This is a genomic window from Roseburia sp. AF15-21, from assembly GCF_003479505.1.
Lineage (GTDB): Bacteria > Bacillota > Clostridia > Lachnospirales > Lachnospiraceae > Roseburia_C > Roseburia_C amylophila.
Genome location: NZ_QUHG01000011.1, coordinates 69759 through 88754 on the forward strand (window position 1 = coordinate 69759; position 18996 = coordinate 88754).

Genomic DNA, 18996 nt, shown 5'->3' on the forward strand with positions numbered 1-18996 from the left:
AAAAAACATAGGGAGGGAAAATATAGTGAAGAAACTTTACAGTAACAAGTGGGTTATTCTGAGTCTGGTACTTCCGGGGTTATTCTTATTTGTATTTGCAATATTAGCTCCAATCTGCCTCAGTGTATATTATGGATTTACCAACTACTCAGGAATGGGCTCTTATCAGTTTGTTGGGTGGGAGAATTACAAAAATCTGTTCCATGATGCAGCCTTTGGAACATCACTTCGGAACTCACTGCTTTTAGCAATCGGATTTATTTTTATCCAGCATCCGCTGGCAATGATCGTAGCAGCAGTCCTCGATAAGCTCGGAGGAAAAGGAGAGAACTTCTTCCGCTGCGTATACTTTATTCCAAATGTAATTTCCGTAGCAGTTATCGCATATCTGTGGAAATTCATTTACAATCCGGATTTTGGATTGCTGAATAACATTATCAAAGCCTTTGGCGGAAAAGGTGATATTAACTGGTTCAATTATGACACAGCAATATGGGCAGTCTTAATCGTCTTAATCTGGCATGGATTTGGATGGGGAATGTTAATTTACTACACCGGAATTAAAAATATTGATCCGGTATTGTATGAAGCAGCAGCAATTGACGGAGCGACACAGATACAGACCTTCTTTAAGATTACATTACCACAGATGAAGCCGGTTATTCAGGTAAATGTAACCATGGCTGTTATTTCTGCATTAAAGCAGATGGAGACGGTATATCTGTTAACCAATGGCGGTCCGGGAAATAGTACACAATTTGCAGCAAACTATCTGTATCAGCAGGCATTTAAAGCATACAAATATGGATATGGAAATGCAATCGGTGTGGTATTCATTATTATCTGTCTGTTAGTAACTGTAATTTTAAATAAGATTTTTGAAGAAAGAGAAGCAAAAATTAAAGTAAAGGAGGTCGCATAATTATGGAAATGATCGGAAGTAAGAAGAAGAAAAAGAAGCTGTCGAAACCAATCCTGTATGTTATACTTATTATAGTTGCGGTAATACAGATATTTCCATTAATCTGGCTGTTAGATTTTTCACTGGCGAGCAGTTCAGAAATGTTTACCAACGGACTTCTGGTAATGCCGAAGAAAATCCAGTGGGGCAATTACGTAAAAGCTTTTGTAGATGGTAATTTCCTCTGGTATCTGAAGAATAGTATTTTAATCAATGGATTAGCAGTGCTTCTTGTAATTGTAGTATCTATTATGTCGGCATTTGCATGCCGTAGAATGAAATGGAAATTAAGTACATTCGTAAAAACACTTTTATTAATGGGACTGATGATTCCGATTCATGCGACACTGCTTCCGAATTATAAGATTTACAGCCGCCTGGGAATGACAGATACCATCTGGGCATTGTTGATACCATATGTTGCATTTTCACTTCCACAGGGATTGTTCTTAATGACAAGCTTTATGGAATCCATTCCGGTAGAGTTAGAGGAAGCAGCAGTAATGGATGGTTGTGGAATATATCGTATTTTATTCCAGATTATTACACCAATGTTAAAATCCTCCATTGCAACTGTAGCAATCATGACGTTCTTAAATAACTGGAATGAATTTATGATGGCAAGTACCTATTTAAGCTCTGATAAATGGAAGACACTTCCATTCTCGGTTCTTGAATTTACCGGTGAGTATTCGTCAAATTACGCAGTACAGTTTGCAGTTATGGCATTGACAGCAGCTCCGGCAGTTATTGTATATATTATATTGAATAAACATATCACCAAGGGTGTTGCCATGGGTGCAGTAAAAGGATAAGAGAGGGTACATGAGGGATGCAGAAGATTAGAAAATGGATAAACGGTCTGAGTGTAAAAGCAAAATTAATTATTTATGCATATGCAATCTTTACGCCTGTACTGATTCTCATCTGCGGCATCCTGATGGTACATAATTATAAACAGGCATCCAGTGACCGGTTGGAAGGTAACCGTGCCAACGTGGAATCCTTAGCAGAGAATATAAGTCTGCTACAATCGGATGTAAAAGATTATACAACCTATATCTGTATTAACCAGGAGATAAGGGGATTATTATCGGAACGTGATTCTGCTCCTTATAATGCAGATGCAAGATTGTGGCAGAATAATGGACCAATGGAAGTGGTTCAGGATATGATTTCCATGCGTGGAGAGATTAAGACAATAGCTATCTATCCGGAAAATGGAATAAGACCTTATTTAAGGGGTATGGATGGAAGTGTAAATCTCTCCACAATGGAAGATATACGGCAGACACAGATTTATCAGGAAACGGTGGATACAAAGCTTGGAATGATATGGAAAAGCGTGGATGCAGACGATAGTGGACCGTATCTTGCTAATTTCTCAGATAAAGTAGTGCTCTGCAGGGAAATTTATGATCTGTCACATAAGAAAAGACTTGGATTTATTGTAATAGGTGTTGGAAAAAGTAAATTTGAAGAACTGATGACCAATATGGTGAAAGAAGGCGGAGAAGCCGTAATGGTCGTAGATCCACATACGGGGGAACTGGTAACCGTTGGAGATGTGGATGATAAATTAAAAAAATATCTGACGGCAGAAGAATTCCGTCAGCAGGATTACAGAGAGAGGGAAAAGGATTTCATCTGGGGAGATTATGAAGTCATTTGTACCCAGCTGAATAAAGAAGGAGCAATTACCTGCAAGATTATACCAAGACAGCAGGTGCAGGCTCAGATAAGAAGTGTCGTTTATATGCCACTGGCATTACTGTTTGGACTGTTGATTGGCATGTTTCCGTTTTTTATGATTATTTCAAATCTTGTAACCAATCCGTTGCGAAAAGTAAGCGAAGCCATTTTAAAATTCTCTGCCGGTGATTTTGAGCAGCAGGTAAAAGTAGAAACCAATGACGAAGTCGGACAGGTGGCGGAATGCTTTAATGCAATGGTCGGAGAGATTAAGAAGCTGATTGATGAGAATTATGTGATTACCTTATCGGAAAAAGAAAGTGAGCTGGCCGCACTGCAGGCACAGATAAATCCGCATTTCCTGTATAATACGCTGGATTCTTTGTACTGGCAGGCAACAGAGGCAGGTAATGATGAAATTGCAGAGAGTATCTTATCACTGTCGTCATTGTTTCGGCTGACTTTAAACCAGGGACGCAGCATAATTACGGTAGAAAAAGAATTCGAACTGGTCCGGGAGTACTTAAAGATACAGAAAATGCGTTTCCCAAGAAAGCTGAATTACGAATTACATATTGCAGATGAAATTAAAGATGCAAAGATTCCCAAACTGATTATTCAGCCATTTGTGGAAAATGCAATTGTACATGGTTTTGAAAATGTCAGCAAACCGTGTAAACTTACCATAACAGGAACGCGTACCGGAGACCGTATTCATTTTGAAATAAAAGATACAGGAGTAGGAATGAAGCAGGAACAGATAGATGCTTTATGGGAAAATGAACCGGTCAATTATTCCAAACAGAGAATTGGAAGATATGCAATAAAAAATATCAGGGAAAGACTTCAGTTGAAGTATCATGAGCAATATATTCTGAAAATAGAAAGCACAGTTGGAGAAGGGACAACTGTAATACTTGAGATTCCATTTGAGGAGGGAGATTAATGGGGATTAAATTACTGATCGCAGATGATGAAGATGTTATATGTAAAGGTGTTGCGAAATATCTAAGACTTCATACAGACCGTTTCAGTAAAATTTATGAAGCAGAAAATGGAGAAGAAGCCTTAGATGTTATTTATCAAAAACAGCCAGACATGATGATACTGGATGTGCAGATGCCAATTAAGTCGGGATTGGATGTGATGCGGGAAGCAGCTAAAGCCGGGATAAGACCGATTACGGTCATTCTAAGTGGTTATGATGAATTTACTTATGCTCAGAAAGCAATCAAATTCGGAGCCAAAGAGTACCTTTTAAAGCCGGTCCGTGCAGCAGATATTCTTACATTGCTGAATAATCTGGCAGATGAATATATTGGAAAAGAAGAGACTGTGAAAGAACAGTCTGAGGCAGCCGCCGATAAAGAAAAAGAGAATCCACTAGTGAGTGAAGCCAAAGAATATATGAAAGAAAATTACGCAAGCAGTCTTACGTTGGCAGATGTGGCGGAATATCTGCAGATATCCACAGGCTATCTTTCTACGTTGATGAATCAGAATTTGAAATGTGGATTTACCGATTATCTGAATCAGATCCGTGTGGAAAGAGCGTGCTGTTATCTGGAGCAGAATTTCCTTAAAAATTATGAGATTGCTTATAAAGTGGGGTTTAATGACGAAAAATATTTCTCCAAAGTATTTAAGAAAATCAAAGGAATGTCACCGAAGGAATATCGGATAAAAGAGCGGTAAAGGAGGAAGTTTATGGAACTGACTTATTATACAACTACATATAAAGGCAATAAAAAAGAAACAAAAGAAGAGCATCATGTATTTGTAGATGATAGAGGAGAGGAGAATCAACTAATTAATCTGTATCCGCAGATTACCATGCAGAAAATAGAGGGATTTGGTGGAGCAGTTACGGATTCAGCTGGATATGTCTATTCCCTGTTAGATGACAGCCAGAAGAAAAAGCTGGTAGAGACTTATTTTGGAAAAAATGACATGAAATACAATCTAGTGCGGATTCCAATTGACAGCTGTGATTTTTCAATTGAGCATTATGAAGCAGATTCTGATGAAGAAGATAAAGATTTTGCAGAATTTTCTTTTGCACGGGTTGAAAAATATATTCTTCCATTATTAGATGCAGCAGAAGCATCCTATGGTGCAAAACTTGATATTATGTTATCTCCATGGAGCCCGCCAGCATATATGAAGACTAATGGAGAGAGAAATCACGGTGGAAAATTAAAAGAAGCTTATAAAAGACGGTGGGCAGAATATCTGTGTCGTTATATAGAAGAGTACAGAAACCGTGGCTATCATGTGACGAAAATGACGATGCAGAATGAGCCAAAGGCAGTGCAGCCATGGGATTCCTGCATTTATACCGCACAGGAAGAACGGGATTTTATAAAAGATTATCTTCATCCTGCACTGGTAGAACATCATCTTGATGATATAGAACTTTATATCTGGGATCATAATAAAGAGCGTGCGCTGGAATGGGCAGAGACAATCTTTACCGGAGAGACAGCTGATATGGTGGCAGGTCTGGCATTCCACTGGTACAGTGGAGATCATTTCGAAGCATTGCAGATGATAAAGAAACGTTTTCCGGATAAAAAGCTGCTCTTATCCGAGGCATGTATTGAATACAGTAAATTTGCTGCGAACGATTATCTTAAGAATGCACAGAAATATGCACATGATATGATAGGTAATTTAAACAATGGAATGCAGACATTTTTAGACTGGAATCTGCTTCTGGATGAGCAGGGTGGTCCGAATCATGTGGGAAATTTCTGTGATGCACCGTTTCTCTTTGATACAAAGAAAAAAGTGGTGATGGAAAGTAATATTGCAGGATACATCTGGCATTTCAGTCATTTTATCGAGCCGGGAGCAATCCGGATTGGAATGACACGTTATACAGACGAACTGGAAGTAACAGCATTTCAGAAAGAGGATAAAATCAGTTTTGTAGTATTGAACCGTACAGAGAAGAAGATTCCTTTCTTTTTGAGACTGGATAATACCTGTGTCAGTCTTGAATCAGAGCCGGAATCCATTGCAACAGGTGTAATTGTACAATAGCTCACCAATAGTATTCTAAGTATTTTTGGATAATATCAAAAGGTGCAGGACCGATGGACAACACTGCCTGGTGAAACTGTTTATCGGAATAGGAATCCCCGAAGGTTTCTTTGGCGTAGTCCTTTAGCTGAAGGAATTCCAGGCAGCCAATATAATATTTGAGATAATGAGCCGGCTCCGCTACGATATAGTCGTAGATTTCGGAGACGGCTTCCTTATTGTCGATGCCATAATCACTTAAGAAGTCCTTAAGGTCACTGAGTGCCCAGCCTTTTGCATGAATGGATAAATCTGCGGTGGCATAGAGGCTCAAAAGAGCGGACTGGTTGTGCATAAGGAGCGAAGCCTTTTCCTCCGTCAGACCGGCATAAGAGTAAGAGAGCATTTCCACATAAGTTGCCCAGCCCTCTACATAGCCGGGATAGTTGAGAATACTCCGGATGGGTGCACAGCCGGAAGCGGAAGTAGTGGTAGTCTGATAGAGATGTCCCGGGAATCCTTCGTGTGCCAGTGTGGTGAAAAGCTCGAAGCCTTCGTAGTGGCTGCGGGGATTGATATAGATGACATTATGGGAAATGTTATCGATAGGGGCCGTCAGATAAAAGGCGGGAGCCATGGAATCCTGCATACAAGGGTCCACGGAGCGGACGGAAAAATCCGTAGAGACCGGCGGCAGGAAATCCTTTGCAATAGCGGAAGAAAGACAGGTAAGCATCTCTTCCGGGGTGGCATCCTTCAGCGGAAAATCATCGGTAGTAAGAGAAATGCCGGGATGACTGGCAGCAATCCCGTTGATGGCAAGAAGGTCGGATTTCCGTTGCTTTTCCGTCATTTCTAAAAGTTCATCTATGGAATGGGAAGAGCCGGTGGCATCATAAACCAAAGCAGCATAATAGTCTGAGCCATCCGGAAAATAGCAAAGTCCAGCGGAGTTACTGCCACTACCTTTGTGCTCCACCAGAAAATCCCGCAAAGCTTCATAGGCTGGCAGAACATATTCTCTAAAAGCAGCTTCATTTTCGATACAGTAGGAAGCCTGTTCCTCTGCTGATAAATCAGGGAGTTCCGCTACTTTATTACGAAAAGTAGTAATCAGATAATGCTCAGAACTGTTATCACAGAAGGTATTTAAGTCTGCAATCAGCGTATCCGCCTGGGTATCCGAAAGAAAAAGTCCCTCATTGATTTTATTCGTTTCATAATCTAAGACAGAATCAAAGCAGGATGGGATCAGTGAAAGCAGAGTCAGATAATCCTCCACATCTTTACGGTCATAGAAATGGTATTCTGATAGCAGAACCGGAAGCTGGGCAGGAAATCCCGTGGAAGGACGCAGGATTTCCGGGTAATAGGTATAGTCCGACTGACTGCGGTTAGAAGAGACATAGTCATTTAAAATATCATAGGTCAGCTTCTGCTCGGTGGTCAGTACCTCATAGTCATAGGACTGTAACCCACAGGAGATATTTTCGATATTTAAGGCAGATTGCTTTCTGGCATCGGCAGAATAATCCGGCAGAGCAATTTTATAATCGGTAATGCCATAGACTTCCGGCTGGCTTAAGGTATAGTGAAGGGTCAGGGTATCGGAGGTTACTTCACTTTGAAATAAAAGACTGGTATATTCCTCAAAGGAAATGGAATCCGGCGCGATATAACCGGAATCAGAAGCCGACTGGTCTTTGCTGCACCCGCTTAGAAGAAATAAGGATAAAGCAAAGCAAATGGTTATCAGAAAAGGAGAAATATATTTGTGCAGCATAGACGGCCTCGGATGAAGAGTGTTCAACAAAGAATATGAAAAAAATCGTATCGATATGACAAAAGAACGTGATATGGCAGAAGAGGGTGTGCTATAATCACCAGAGAAAGTAGTTCCTTCCGGGGAAACTGCATATAGTAGAGTAACGGGAAAGCAAAAGAGGTTCGAAATGAATTATCTGTGGGGATTTATGATTCTTGTGGGAGTGCTCTACGGTGCAATCAACGGAACACTGCCGGAAGTGACGGAGGCAGCAGTAAACTCTGCCAAAGAAGCAGTGGCATTAGCCATTACCATGACAGGAGTCATGGCGTTCTGGATGGGAATGATGAAAATTGCGGAATGCAGCGGCATTGTAAAAGCGGCAGTAAAGAAAATGCGGCCGGTGCTGACATTTCTTTTTCCGGATATACCCGATGACCATCCTGCCAATCATTACATAGCAGTCAACATGATAGCCAATATGTTAGGGCTTGGCTGGGCGGCAACGCCGGCAGGCTTAAAGGCAATGCAGCAATTACAGGAGTTACATATTGCCAGACTTAAGGCAGCCGGAAAAAACATACAGAAGTATTCCGGAAATGCCACAAAGGAAATGTGTACCTTTTTGATTATCAATATATCGTCTCTGCAACTGATTCCCATGAACATTGTGGCGTACCGCAGTCAGTATGGCTCGGTGCATCCGGCTGCGGTGGTGGGACCGGGACTTGCAGCGACCATTATCAGCACAGCAACGGCAGTCATTTTCTGCCGGATTGTAAGTCGAAGGAGAACGGATTAATGTATACCATAGGAATCATCGAACAGGATAAAGCATTGGGGGATGCCATGGAGCAGGTACTGGACGAAAAAGGCTATTTTACAGTGCGGGCGGATTCCCTCACAGATGCCGGGGAGTTATTTCAGCAGGTTATTGTGGATATGGTGGTATTAGACCTTGAGCAGAAGGAATTTGCCGGAAAAGAGGATGTAGCAGCAATATGGGAGAATACCTTCCTCGCCCTGGTGCAGACAAAGCCGCTGCTATTGATTCGGCCGGAGAAAACCGGCTCTGTTTTTGAACGGTGTAAAAAATGTATAGAACGGGCAGACGATTATATCAGAAAGCCCTTTGATATACAGGAATTCCGCATCCGGGTGGAAGTACGTCTGAGTAAGATTCCGGCAGAAAAAGAGAAAGTAAGATTTTTCTATTACGAAGAGATAAAGCTGGATATCGAGAAGCGGCTGGCGACCATTGGCGGGCAGACTACGAAGCTTACCAGAACAGAAGCTGCTATTTTAAAATGTCTGATACAGCGGAACGGACGGACGGTGACAAAGACCACGCTGTTAGATGAAATTGCAGAAGATACACCGGACTGTGTAGAAAATTCCATCAAAGTCCATGCCAGCAACTTACGACGGAAACTGCGGGAATTAAGCGGCAGGGATTACATCGAAACCCGCAAGGGCGTGGGGCTGCGCCTGCGGAAGAAGTAAAAAGCGGCATGATAGTTCTCCTGTCTGCATAGAATGAAAAAGAAGCTCTTAGCAGGAGAATGAGGATGCGCGTTCTTATGTTCCTGTCAGATGCCCTGATTCCGATACTGGTCTTTTACATCGTAGGATTCGGCATTCTGATGAAGAAAAATGTATATGACGATTTTTTAAAGGGCGCAAAAGAGGGCATACAGACAGTAGTTGGAATTCTGCCAACGCTGGTGGGGCTTATGGTAGCAGTCGGGATCCTAAGAGCATCCGGGCTGTTGGACTTCATTTCTACTACCTGCATGGGCTGGACGAAACATATCGGAATCCCTTCCGAACTTATCCCCATTGCCATTGTCAAAATGTTTTCCTCCTCGGCGGCAACCGGACTGCTGGTGGATTTATACAAGGAAGCCGGGTGTGATTCCTTCGTGGGAATGGCAGCCTCTGTCATGTTAAGCTGCACCGAGACCATTTTTTATACCATGTCAATTTATTTTATGTCGGTAAAAGTACGAAAGACCGGCTTTACGCTTCCGGGAGCATTGTTTGCTACGCTGGCAGGAATTGCGGCAAGTATCTTTTTGGCGGGACGGGTGTAGACTTTCCATAAATAGTGTGCTACACTTTTTCTGGGTTGACGAGGACTGTACAGGACTTCAGATGATGAAGATACAATTCTTCAAAAATCAGGAATAAAAGTGCTTGTAACTGTATATTATGTAAGGCAGGGACATAGAAATTTGACATTTGCAGAAGGAAGGACTATAATAGCTTTTGCAAATAAATAGCGCGGGATGGAGCAGTCTGGAAGCTCGTCGGGCTCATAACCCGAAGGTCACAGGTTCAAATCCTGTTCCCGCAACTCTTTAACCACTGTCTTATGGGCGGTGGTTTTTTACTTTACAGGAAATTGCTTTCCTGTAAAGTAAAAACCGCTCCGCGAGGATGCGCACTGCGGCGTATAAGGTAGATGTCGCAAGCGACCGCCGCAGGCGCGAGAATGTGCCAAGGCACATTCTTTTTTACGCGAGTTGCTCGCAGTTACCAACGCATCCGTAAGAAGCTGCCAGTGGCAGATTCTGTAGGTCTATTGCAGCAAATAGAGAAAAATTAGGGGTGTGACAATGACAGGAAAGATTAAAAATGAGCGAAAGAAGAAAAAACAGCAGAATATCCTGTTTCGGATTTTATTTCTGCTGGCACTGGCAGTATTTTTGTATGCGGCAGTAAGATTGATTTTGTATGGAATTACTTACTGGAAAGGAAGCCATGAATATAAGGGACTGCAGAAATATGTCAGGGAGCAGCCAAAGGATGAAAGCAGTACGGAAGAAAACGGGGAATTTACCGTAGATTTTTCCGGATTAAAGGAGTTGAACCCGGACTGCATCGGCTGGATCCGGTTTGAAAATATTGATATCAGCTATCCGATTATGCAGGGAGAGGATAATGAATATTATCTGAAGCATACCTTTGAGGGACAGGCTGTAACAGCGGCAAGTATTTTCATGGATGCCAACAATCATGCTGATTTTTCTGACCAGAATACCTTCATCTATGGTCATAATATGAAGGACAAGACCATGTTTGGTAAATTAAATAACTATAAGGATGAGGAATTTTATAAAGAAAATCCGTATTTTTATATTTATACACCGGATTATACCTACCGTTATGATATTTTTTCCTGTTATCTGGCAAGAGTGGATAATGAAGTGGATTTCTATACCCAGTTTGCATCCGATGAGCAGTTTCAGGAATTCTTAGATGGTGTAAAGGCGCAGTCAGCGTATGATACCGGCGTAGAGGTAACACCAGAGGATAAAGTAATTACATTGATGACCTGCAACAAAGCAGGCTATGATTACCGTTTCTTGGTACATGCGGTACAGACAGAGGCAGTTCCAAACGGTGACGTGGCACCGGCAGAGGAGAATGCAGGCACAGAAAGCGAAGCGGAATAAAAGAGAAAGACTACTTTTAATGGAACAGGAGGCAGCAGAATGGATGGTATCGAGACATTAAAGCAATGGGTCATGGACTCAGATAATATTGTATTCTTTGGAGGTGCAGGTGTATCTACGGAGAGCGGCATTCCGGATTTCAGGAGTGTGGACGGACTTTATAACCAGAAATACGATTATCCGCCGGAAACCATCTTAAGCCATAGCTTTTATATGCGTAAAAAAGAAGAATTTTACCGATTCTACCGGGATAAAATGCTGTGCCTGGATGCAAAGCCTAATGCAGCGCATAAGAAATTAGCAGAGCTTGAGGCAGCCGGTAAGTTAAAGGCGGTTGTGACGCAGAATATTGATGGACTGCATCAGGCAGCCGGCAGCAAAAAGGTATTAGAGCTTCATGGCAGTGTCCACCGGAACTACTGCCAGAGCTGCGGAAAGCTATTTGATGCCGAATATATTTTAAAGAGTAGTGGAATTCCAACCTGTGATGAATGCGGCGGCAGCATCAAGCCGGATGTGGTTTTATATGAGGAAGGCTTAGACCAGCAGACCTTAGAGGATGCGGTGTATTATATCAGCCATGCAGATATGCTCATCATCGGAGGTACTTCACTGGCAGTATATCCCGCAGCAGGACTTATCGATTATTACCGGGGCAATAAGCTGGTGCTGATTAATAAGTCCACCACGCCATTGGACAACCGGGCAGACTTACTGATACAGGGCAGCATCGGAGCCGTATTGTCAGAGGTCTGAAAGAGGCAGAAGAAATTACCTAGTAATATAGAAGATAATCATAGAAGAAAGGGACGACATGAATAATTATCAATACGAAGTAGGCGATATTGTAAAATTAAAAAAACAGCATCCCTGTGGAAGCCAGGAGTGGGAAATTCTTCGTGTAGGAGCGGATTTCCGGTTGAAATGCATGGGCTGTGACCATCAGATCATGATTGCCAGAAAACTGGTGGAGAAGAATACCAAAGGGCTTCGAAAAAAAAGTGAGCAAAAAAATGAAACAGAAGCGTAAGAATAATAAGAAAAACACTTGCGAAACGGGTCAGATTATGCTATCATATAGGCTCGTGATATGTAAAAATTCCTTGCTTCCCGCATAGACAGGAGGCCAGAGACCAAAAGGAGGTAAATCTAGCATGAACAAATATGAATTAGCACTTGTTGTGAATGCCAAGATCGAAGACGATGTCAGAACTGCTACAGTTGAGAGAGCAAAAGAGTATATCACTCGTGCAGGTGGAACTGTAACAGAAGTAGAAGAGTGGGGTAAGAAGAAATTAGCTTACGACATTCAGAAAATGAGCGACGGCTTCTACTATTTCATCCAGTTCGAGGCAGAATCATCTGTTCCGGCAGAAGTAGAGCAGAATGTTCGTATTATGGACAACGTACTTCGTTTCTTATGCGTTAGAAAAGACGAGGCATAAATAGAAGAGAAGGAGAAAGTGGTATGAATAAAGTTATACTTATGGGACGTTTAACAAGAGACCCGGAGGTTCGTTACTCCAGCGGAGATAACCAGATGGCAATCGCAAGATATTCACTGGCTGTAGACCGCAGAGGCAGACGTGAAGGGAATGATGGGCAGACCGCTGATTTTATCAACTGCGTGGCATTTGGAAGAGCAGGAGAGTTTGCTGAGAAATATTTCCATAAAGGAATTAAGGTACTTGTAACAGGTCGTATCCAGACCGGAAGTTACACCAACAAAGACGGTCAGAAAGTATATACCACTGATGTCATAATAGAAGAGCAGGAATTTGCTGAGAGTAAATCAGCATCCGACAATGCAGGCGGTTTTGCACCGGCTGACAGACCTTCACCAAGCAGTGCAGGCGATGGATTTATGAATATCCCTGACGGAATTGATGAGGAATTACCATTTAACTAAATCAATAGGAGGTAATAGCCATGGCTTTCAATAAGACAGACAGAGATGGTGCGCCAATGAGAAGAAGAGGCGGAATGCACAGAAGAAAGAAAGTTTGTGTTTTCTGTGGAAAAGATAACACCATCGATTATAAAGATGTAAATAAGTTAAAAAGATATATCTCTGAGAGAGGAAAAATCCTTCCAAGAAGAATTACAGGAAACTGTGCAAAACATCAGAGAGCTTTGACAGTTGCTATCAAGAGAGCACGTCACATCGCAATTATGCCATATGTTCAGGATTAATCCTGAAACAGGCAGGTACACAGCGTATACAAAAGGACGATTCGAAAGAATCGTCTTTTTTTGCTTTACAGGAAATTGCTTTCCTGTAAAGTAAAAAACGCTCCGCGAGGATGTACCTTGGCACATTCTTTGTTCCATGTAGCGAGAAAATCGAATGCTTGCATACAGATTTAAAACCAGAGAAGTAAAATCGGTTGCGAAATAGAATAAGGTATGGTATATTATTCCATGTAACTGTGTTAATGCGCTAAAGAACAATGAATGTAAGGGAGAAATTATCATGAAAACATTGAAGAAAGCATTAGTAACTGGTTTAGTTGCCGTAATGATGGTAGTAAACCTGGCTGGCTGTGGAAAATTTGATGCAGCAGCTTATGTAGAGTCCTGTCTGGATCTTTTAACAAAAGGAGAGACAGAGCAGTACATGAAAATGACCGGCCGTAGCAAAGAGCAGGCAGAATCTGATTACGAATCTAACATCGATGCTATGATGACAGAGATGGATCAGTTCAACTTATCTGATGAGTTAAGCAACAGCTATCGTCAGCTTTTTAAAGATGTATATGCAAAAGCAAAATACACCGTAAAAGATGCTGAGAAGATGGATGACAAAGACGGATATTATGTAACTGTTGAAATTGAGCAGATGACAGGTCTTTTCAACGGAATCCAGGAAGAACTTATGACAGAGTTCACAGAGTGGGCAAATTCCTTTGATGCAGATACTTATCCAACAGAGGATGAAATGTATGAACAGATGTATCAGATGATGTATGATCTTATGAGTGCAAGAGTAGACAGCATCACATATAATGATCCACAGGAAGTTGTTGTAGAAGTGATTGGAGAAGACAACGTATACAGCATTTCTGATGGAAGCATGACAGAGCTTGATGAAGCATTATTAGATGTAGCAACAGAGTAATTAAAATCAGAAATCATTATTAATAAGAAGAAGGCAGGTAATTGCAAAAGCAGTTACCTGCCTTCTTCTTATTAATAATTTTATAAATGTTTTACTTGTTTTCTTTAAGGGCATTTGTTACAATCAACACAAAGCATATATTCTAATTTTCGAATGGCAAAAGCCAATCTAAATTTCTGGTATCAATTCAATGAATTCTATGCTTTTAAATTCTAATTACAATTAATGAACGCATAGTGCATTGGATAGGCGGAATTTCAGAATCGAAAATGAGATATGCAGTCCTGCTTTTCCTTGCATTATGGGAAAAGGAGGAAACATGAAAACTTGAAAAAGTTACATCGGATGGTAACGGCAGTTAAGCGGGATGGAGAGGTAGGTCTTGCATATATGAAGAGTTTTGAGAGAGAAGAGCGGATTCGGAAACAGGGCGAAGCAGAAGGAAAAGCAGAGGAAATCATACGTCTTGGTCGCCGATTTGAAAAATCCAAAGATGAGATAGTGGAATTATTAAAGGAAGAATTAGGCGTAAAAGAAGAAAATGCACTGGAAATTTTAGAAATGTATGATAAATAAAGAAGAGCTACATTAAAATATTGAAAGCAGGCATATCATAGTTTTGATATACCTGCTTTTTTACATACAATTTACAAAACCATAGCTTTGTATTTTACGTTCCCCCGTTATGATAACAATTGTCACGAAGACGAGAAAGAAAAAATAAATCATTTTGGAGGAAAGAAAATGAAAAAGAAATTATTATCCGTAATGCTGGTAGGAGCATTAGCAATCAGCGCATTAACAGGATGTGGAAACAAAGAAACCGCATCAGATGACAGCCAGAAGACAGGCACAACAACAGAGGCAGACAGCAGCAGTGATGCAGCAGATACATCAGATTTTGATAACAGTGAAATGATTAACGTACAGTCCAGAGAAGATGGTTCCGGAACAAGAGGAGCATTTATCGAGCTGTTTGGTATCGAAGAAAAAGATGCCGATGGAAATAAAATTGATAACACAACAGAGGAAGCAAACATCACAAACAGTACAGAAGTAATGCTTACATCTGTAGCAGGTGATGAATATGCAATCGGTTATGTATCACTTGGTTCTTTAAATGATACCGTAAAGGCATTAAAGATTGACGGAGCAGAAGCAACTGCAGAAAATATCAAAGCTGGTACATACAAAATCGCAAGACCATTTAACATCGCAACAAAAGGTGATGCAACAGGACTTGCAGCAGATTTCATCAACTACATCATGAGTGATGAAGGACAGAAAGTAATCGAAGACAATGGTTATATTTCACAGGGAAGCAACGGAGCATTTACATCGGATGGTTCTACCGGAAAAATCGTAGTAGCTGGATCTTCTTCTGTAACACCTGTAATGGAGAAATTAATTGAAGCATACAAAGCAATCAACAAAGATGCAGAAATCGAACTTCAGGAATCTGATTCTACAACAGGTATGACAGCAGCAATGGAAGGAACCTGTGATATCGGAATGGCTTCCAGAGAATTAAAGGACAGCGAAACAGAAGGCGGACTTACTGCACAGGTAATTGCAATGGATGGTATCGCAGTAGTAGTAAACAACAGTAACCCAATGGATGAGATGAGTTCAGATAATGTAAAGGATATCTTCACAGGTGCAGTAACAACCTGGGATGAAGTTGCAAAATAAATCTGCAAGTAGGATAAGGTAAGAACAGTATGAATAATTTCAAAGAAAAAGCAATGAAAATAGTATTCTTACTTACAGCCAGTTTCTCCATACTGGCTGTTGCCTTAATCTGTGTTTTCCTTTTTGCAAATGGAATACCGGCAATCAAAGAAATCGGATTGCCGGACTTTCTGCTAGGTACAAAATGGAAACCGGGAAATAACCTCTACGGAATCTTCCCGATGATTTTAGGCAGTATCTATGTAACCGCCGGAGCAATTGTGGTGGGAGTACCAATTGGAATCTTAATGGCAATCTTTATGGCGAGATTTTGCCCGAAGAAGCTTCACAGCTTCTTAAAGCCGATGATAGATCTGTTAGCAGGAATCCCGTCCATCGTATATGGATTTTTTGGTCTGGTAGTCATAGTACCATTTGTAAGAGAACATTTTAAAGGAAACGGAAACAGTATATTTACAGCATCGATTCTTCTTGGAATCATGATACTTCCAACCATAATCAGTGTATCGGAAGCTGCAATCCGTGCAGTACCGGAGCATTATTATGAAGGAGCACTGGCACTTGGCGCAACCCATGAGCGGAGTGTTTTTAAAACCGTGGTTCCGGCAGCAAAATCGGGAATTATGGCAGCAGTCATTTTAGGAATCGGCCGTGCCATTGGTGAGACCATGGCGGTTATGATGGTAGTAGGTAACCAGGCGCGTATTCCGAACAGTATATTTAAGGGTGTACGTACCCTGACAACAAATATCGTAATTGAAATGGGTTATGCTACAGACTTACACCGTGAGGCATTGATTGCAACCGGCGTTGTGCTGTTTGTATTTATCCTCATTATCAATCTGGTATTTTCAATTGTAAAAGGAAAGGCGGATAAAGAATAATGACAAAATTCAAAGATAAAATGAATTCTTATAAAAAGCATCCGGGTTCCTTCCTTTTATTACTGCTGGTAGTAGCAGCGGCAATTATAACAGTAGCAATATTGCTTTATCTGGTGGCATACATATTGATTCACGGTGTGCCATATTTAAAACCAGGTCTTTTCGCACTGGAATATAATTCGGATAACGTATCCATGCTTCCGGCAATGATAAATACACTGGAAATGACGTTGTTTTCCCTGCTTTTTGCAGTACCGCTTGGAATCGGAGCCGCAGTTTATCTGGTGGAATATGCACCGAAGGGAAGTAAACTGGTTAAAGTAGTCAGAATTACGGCAGAGACTTTAACGGGTATCCCTTCTATTATTTACGGTCTGTTTGGTATGTTATTTTTCGTAACTTATCTGCACTGGGGTTATTCCATGTTAGCCGGTGCGGCAACTCTTGCCATTATGGTATTGCCGGTTATCATGCGAACTACGGAAGAAGCATTGCTCTGTGTGCCGGATACCTACCGGGAAGGAAGTTTTGGATTGGGAGCCGGAAGACTTCGTACGGTATTCCGTATCGTACTCCCATCTGCAATGCCGGGAATCTTATCCGGAATCATCCTGGCAGTAGGGCGAATTGTAGGAGAGACCGCAGCACTGATTTATACTGCAGGAACGGTAGCAGACCTTGCACCGAACCTGATGGCATCCGGACGAACTTTGGCCGTTCATATGTATTCACTTTCCAGAGAGGGCTTACATACCAATGAAGCTTATGCAACCGGCGTAGTCCTTCTGGTCATTGTATTACTGATAAATGGTGTATCAACGTTGATAGCCGGGAAATTCACGAAAGGAGATGGAGAAGTAAAATGAGTGAGCAGGCAAAATTTTCTGTCAAAGGACTTGACTTATATTACGGAGATTTCCACGCATTAAAAGATGTGAATCTTGATATCAATGCAAAAGAGATAACTGCATTTATCGGACCATCCGGTTGTGGAAAGTCTACATTTTTAAAAACATTAAATAGAATGAATGATTTGGTAGAGGGCTGTAAGATTACCGGAGACGTAAGATTAGACGGTGAAAACATATACAGCGGCATGGATGTCAGTCAGCTTAGAAAGCGTGTGGGAATGGTATTCCAGAAGCCAAATCCATTTCCGATGAGCATCTATGACAACATTGCATACGGTCCGAGAACCCATGGTATCCACAACAAAGCCAAATTAAATGAAATCGTGGAGACATCCCTGCGTCAGGCAGCTATCTGGGATGAAGTAAAAGATCGTCTGAATAAGAGTGCATTGGGCATGTCCGGTGGACAGCAGCAGAGACTTTGTATTGCAAGAGCGCTGGCAGTACAGCCGGAAGTAATCCTGATGGATGAGCCGACTTCTGCACTGGATCCGATTTCCACTTCCAAAATAGAGGATCTGGTGATCGAATTAAAAAAAGATTATACCATTATTATGGTAACCCACAATATGCAGCAGGCAACCCGTGTATCGGATAAAACAGTATTTTTCTTATTGGGAGAGATAATCGAGAGTGGAGATACCGAAAAATTATTCTCCGTTCCAACAGACAAACGGACAGAAGATTATATTACAGGGAGGTTCGGTTAAATGCGTAATCGTTTTGACAGACAGCTAGAACAGTTAAACAATGAATTGATCCAGATGGGAAGCATGATAGAGCATGCCATTGAAATGGCAGTTTCTGCTTTGGTAAACCAGGATACGGAAAAAGCCAAAGAAGCAATGGCATATGATGTGGAAATCGACCATCAGGAGCGTGATATTGAATCCTTATGCATGAAGCTTTTATTGCAGCAGCAGCCGGTTGCAAGAGATTTGCGCCTGATTTCTGCAGCATTAAAGATGATTACCGATATGGAGCGAATCGGCGACCATGCCGGTGATATTTCCGAGATGACACTGCTGATGTCTGAAGAACCGTATATCATCAGCCCGGAAGAGATTCAGGGTATGGCAAAGGAAACCACAGACATGGTTATCAAGAGCATTGATGCTTTTGTAAAACGCGATATGGAGCTGGCAAAGAAAGTAATCGCACAGGATGATATTGTGGATGACCTTTTCATGAAAGTAAAACAGGATTTAATCCAGATGATCAATAAAAGTGCAGAAAATGGCGAGCAGGCAGCAGATATTCTTATGGTAGCCAAGTATTTTGAGCGAATCGGAGATCATGCGACCAATATTGCGGAATGGGTAATCTATTCCATTACCGGAAGCCACATTAACTAAACATTCTTAGACAAAAGTGAAAAAAATAGTACATTTTTTACACTGCTTATACATAATTCTTACAAACTGTCAAAATGTCCTTGCAAAATGCCTCTAAAGTGTTTATGGTGTATATGTAAGACGAAAAATATGTAAA

Annotated in this window: 22 protein-coding genes and 1 tRNA gene; 22 read left to right on the forward strand and 1 reads right to left on the reverse strand. The window is 41.3% G+C overall.

Annotation, left to right across the window (positions count from 1 at the left end; genetic code table 11):
* The first annotated feature begins 25 nt into the window (after nucleotides 1-25).
* Genes DWW33_RS13420 through DWW33_RS13440 form a run of 5 tightly spaced genes read left to right on the forward strand, consistent with a single transcriptional unit; the run spans nucleotide 26 to nucleotide 5698 of the window.
* Nucleotides 26-922, forward strand: a complete 897-nt coding sequence (locus DWW33_RS13420) for a carbohydrate ABC transporter permease (protein ID WP_117697936.1) — start codon at nucleotides 26-28, stop codon at nucleotides 920-922.
* Nucleotides 923-924: 2 nt separating this feature from the next.
* Nucleotides 925-1776 carry a carbohydrate ABC transporter permease gene (locus DWW33_RS13425; RefSeq protein WP_197420848.1) on the forward strand — a complete coding sequence of 284 codons (852 nt, stop codon included), beginning with the start codon at nucleotides 925-927 and terminating at the stop codon, nucleotides 1774-1776.
* A 17-nt stretch (nucleotides 1777-1793) separates the two neighbouring features.
* Nucleotides 1794-3599 carry a sensor histidine kinase gene (locus tag DWW33_RS13430; protein WP_117697935.1) on the forward strand — a complete coding sequence of 602 codons (1806 nt, stop codon included), beginning with the start codon at nucleotides 1794-1796 and terminating at the stop codon, nucleotides 3597-3599.
* A complete protein-coding gene (locus DWW33_RS13435; protein ID WP_117697934.1) occupies nucleotides 3599-4348 on the forward strand; it encodes a response regulator transcription factor in 750 nt (249 codons plus the stop codon). Before DWW33_RS13430 ends, DWW33_RS13435 begins: the two co-directional genes overlap by 1 nt.
* Nucleotides 4349-4360: 12 nt before the next feature.
* A complete protein-coding gene (locus DWW33_RS13440) occupies nucleotides 4361-5698 on the forward strand; it encodes a glycoside hydrolase family 30 protein (protein WP_117697933.1) in 1338 nt (445 codons plus the stop codon).
* Nucleotide 5699: 1 nt separating this feature from the next.
* Here the strand turns inward: DWW33_RS13440 and DWW33_RS13445 are convergent, their stop codons facing one another.
* Nucleotides 5700-7460, reverse strand: a complete 1761-nt coding sequence (locus DWW33_RS13445) for a DUF885 domain-containing protein (RefSeq protein ID WP_118639698.1) — start codon at nucleotides 7458-7460, stop codon at nucleotides 5700-5702.
* A gap of 169 nt (nucleotides 7461-7629) precedes the next feature.
* Between DWW33_RS13445 and DWW33_RS13450 the strand changes: the two genes are divergently transcribed.
* The 17 genes from DWW33_RS13450 (at nucleotide 7630) to phoU (ending at nucleotide 18860) form a co-directional block, all read left to right on the forward strand.
* Nucleotides 7630-8244, forward strand: coding sequence for a nucleoside recognition domain-containing protein (locus DWW33_RS13450; RefSeq protein ID WP_117842268.1), 615 nt, complete (start codon nucleotides 7630-7632; stop codon nucleotides 8242-8244).
* Nucleotides 8244-8945, forward strand: a complete 702-nt coding sequence (locus tag DWW33_RS13455) for a response regulator transcription factor (protein ID WP_118639699.1) — start codon at nucleotides 8244-8246, stop codon at nucleotides 8943-8945. The genes DWW33_RS13450 and DWW33_RS13455 overlap by 1 nt, the downstream gene beginning before the upstream one ends.
* 65 nt (nucleotides 8946-9010) lie before the next feature.
* Complete coding sequence (locus DWW33_RS13460; RefSeq protein WP_118639700.1) at nucleotides 9011-9535, forward strand: spore maturation protein; 525 nt, start codon at nucleotides 9011-9013, stop codon at nucleotides 9533-9535.
* A gap of 189 nt (nucleotides 9536-9724) precedes the next feature.
* A tRNA-Met gene (locus DWW33_RS13465) sits at nucleotides 9725-9798 on the forward strand.
* A gap of 262 nt (nucleotides 9799-10060) precedes the next feature.
* On the forward strand, nucleotides 10061-10900 hold the full coding sequence (gene srtB, locus DWW33_RS13470) for a class B sortase (RefSeq protein WP_117947474.1): 840 nt from the start codon (nucleotides 10061-10063) through the stop codon (nucleotides 10898-10900).
* A 39-nt stretch (nucleotides 10901-10939) separates the two neighbouring features.
* On the forward strand, nucleotides 10940-11656 hold the full coding sequence (locus DWW33_RS13475; RefSeq protein ID WP_022244270.1) for an NAD-dependent protein deacylase: 717 nt from the start codon (nucleotides 10940-10942) through the stop codon (nucleotides 11654-11656).
* 58 nt (nucleotides 11657-11714) lie between these two features.
* Nucleotides 11715-11930: a DUF951 domain-containing protein gene (locus DWW33_RS13480; RefSeq protein ID WP_118639701.1), complete on the forward strand. Its 216-nt coding sequence runs from the start codon at nucleotides 11715-11717 to the stop codon at nucleotides 11928-11930.
* A 124-nt stretch (nucleotides 11931-12054) separates the two neighbouring features.
* Complete coding sequence (gene rpsF, locus DWW33_RS13485; RefSeq protein ID WP_022244268.1) at nucleotides 12055-12345, forward strand: 30S ribosomal protein S6; 291 nt, start codon at nucleotides 12055-12057, stop codon at nucleotides 12343-12345.
* 23 nt (nucleotides 12346-12368) lie between these two features.
* The gene (locus DWW33_RS13490) at nucleotides 12369-12809 is read left to right on the forward strand and encodes a single-stranded DNA-binding protein (protein ID WP_022244267.1); all 441 of its coding nucleotides are present in this window, start codon (nucleotides 12369-12371) and stop codon (nucleotides 12807-12809) included.
* Between the two features lie 20 nt (nucleotides 12810-12829).
* Complete coding sequence (gene rpsR / locus DWW33_RS13495) at nucleotides 12830-13093, forward strand: 30S ribosomal protein S18 (protein ID WP_022244266.1); 264 nt, start codon at nucleotides 12830-12832, stop codon at nucleotides 13091-13093.
* A 280-nt stretch (nucleotides 13094-13373) separates the two neighbouring features.
* Nucleotides 13374-14018, forward strand: a complete 645-nt coding sequence (locus DWW33_RS13500) for a hypothetical protein (protein ID WP_117697928.1) — start codon at nucleotides 13374-13376, stop codon at nucleotides 14016-14018.
* Between the two features lie 327 nt (nucleotides 14019-14345).
* Nucleotides 14346-14594, forward strand: a complete 249-nt coding sequence (locus DWW33_RS13505) for a hypothetical protein (protein ID WP_147343689.1) — start codon at nucleotides 14346-14348, stop codon at nucleotides 14592-14594.
* A 168-nt stretch (nucleotides 14595-14762) separates the two neighbouring features.
* Entirely contained in the window at nucleotides 14763-15710 is a 948-nt protein-coding gene (locus DWW33_RS13510; RefSeq protein WP_118639702.1) for a substrate-binding domain-containing protein, read from the forward strand.
* A 29-nt stretch (nucleotides 15711-15739) separates the two neighbouring features.
* Nucleotides 15740-16594 (forward strand): phosphate ABC transporter permease subunit PstC, encoded by an 855-nt coding sequence (gene pstC / locus DWW33_RS13515; RefSeq protein ID WP_117947479.1) that lies wholly within the window; start codon nucleotides 15740-15742, stop codon nucleotides 16592-16594.
* Entirely contained in the window at nucleotides 16594-17460 is an 867-nt protein-coding gene (pstA, locus tag DWW33_RS13520) for a phosphate ABC transporter permease PstA (RefSeq protein WP_118639703.1), read from the forward strand. Before pstC ends, pstA begins: the two co-directional genes overlap by 1 nt.
* A complete protein-coding gene (gene pstB, locus DWW33_RS13525; protein ID WP_117697924.1) occupies nucleotides 17457-18215 on the forward strand; it encodes a phosphate ABC transporter ATP-binding protein PstB in 759 nt (252 codons plus the stop codon). The genes pstA and pstB overlap by 4 nt, the downstream gene beginning before the upstream one ends.
* Nucleotides 18216-18860: a phosphate signaling complex protein PhoU gene (gene phoU / locus DWW33_RS13530; protein ID WP_118639704.1), complete on the forward strand. Its 645-nt coding sequence runs from the start codon at nucleotides 18216-18218 to the stop codon at nucleotides 18858-18860.
* Nucleotides 18861-18996: the final 136 nt, after the last annotated feature.

What these genes read in the sequence shown, in the direction of transcription:
- DWW33_RS13425 (WP_197420848.1), top strand. Translation starts at nt 925, where the DNA reads ATGGAAATGATCGGAAGTAAGAAGAAGAAAAAGAAGCTGTCGAAACCA.
- DWW33_RS13430 (WP_117697935.1), top strand. Translation starts at nt 1,794, where the DNA reads ATGCAGAAGATTAGAAAATGGATAAACGGTCTGAGTGTAAAAGCAAAA.
- DWW33_RS13435 (WP_117697934.1), top strand. Translation starts at nt 3,599, where the DNA reads ATGGGGATTAAATTACTGATCGCAGATGATGAAGATGTTATATGTAAA.
- DWW33_RS13440 (WP_117697933.1), top strand. Translation starts at nt 4,361, where the DNA reads ATGGAACTGACTTATTATACAACTACATATAAAGGCAATAAAAAAGAA.
- DWW33_RS13445 (WP_118639698.1), bottom strand. Translation starts at nt 7,460, where the DNA reads ATGCTGCACAAATATATTTCTCCTTTTCTGATAACCATTTGCTTTGCT.
- DWW33_RS13450 (WP_117842268.1), top strand. Translation starts at nt 7,630, where the DNA reads ATGAATTATCTGTGGGGATTTATGATTCTTGTGGGAGTGCTCTACGGT.
- DWW33_RS13455 (WP_118639699.1), top strand. Translation starts at nt 8,244, where the DNA reads ATGTATACCATAGGAATCATCGAACAGGATAAAGCATTGGGGGATGCC.
- DWW33_RS13460 (WP_118639700.1), top strand. Translation starts at nt 9,011, where the DNA reads ATGCGCGTTCTTATGTTCCTGTCAGATGCCCTGATTCCGATACTGGTC.
- srtB (WP_117947474.1), top strand. Translation starts at nt 10,061, where the DNA reads ATGACAGGAAAGATTAAAAATGAGCGAAAGAAGAAAAAACAGCAGAAT.
- DWW33_RS13475 (WP_022244270.1), top strand. Translation starts at nt 10,940, where the DNA reads ATGGATGGTATCGAGACATTAAAGCAATGGGTCATGGACTCAGATAAT.
- DWW33_RS13480 (WP_118639701.1), top strand. Translation starts at nt 11,715, where the DNA reads ATGAATAATTATCAATACGAAGTAGGCGATATTGTAAAATTAAAAAAA.
- rpsF (WP_022244268.1), top strand. Translation starts at nt 12,055, where the DNA reads ATGAACAAATATGAATTAGCACTTGTTGTGAATGCCAAGATCGAAGAC.
- DWW33_RS13490 (WP_022244267.1), top strand. Translation starts at nt 12,369, where the DNA reads ATGAATAAAGTTATACTTATGGGACGTTTAACAAGAGACCCGGAGGTT.
- rpsR (WP_022244266.1), top strand. Translation starts at nt 12,830, where the DNA reads ATGGCTTTCAATAAGACAGACAGAGATGGTGCGCCAATGAGAAGAAGA.
- DWW33_RS13500 (WP_117697928.1), top strand. Translation starts at nt 13,374, where the DNA reads ATGAAAACATTGAAGAAAGCATTAGTAACTGGTTTAGTTGCCGTAATG.
- DWW33_RS13510 (WP_118639702.1), top strand. Translation starts at nt 14,763, where the DNA reads ATGAAAAAGAAATTATTATCCGTAATGCTGGTAGGAGCATTAGCAATC.
- pstC (WP_117947479.1), top strand. Translation starts at nt 15,740, where the DNA reads ATGAATAATTTCAAAGAAAAAGCAATGAAAATAGTATTCTTACTTACA.
- pstA (WP_118639703.1), top strand. Translation starts at nt 16,594, where the DNA reads ATGACAAAATTCAAAGATAAAATGAATTCTTATAAAAAGCATCCGGGT.
- pstB (WP_117697924.1), top strand. Translation starts at nt 17,457, where the DNA reads ATGAGTGAGCAGGCAAAATTTTCTGTCAAAGGACTTGACTTATATTAC.
- phoU (WP_118639704.1), top strand. Translation starts at nt 18,216, where the DNA reads ATGCGTAATCGTTTTGACAGACAGCTAGAACAGTTAAACAATGAATTG.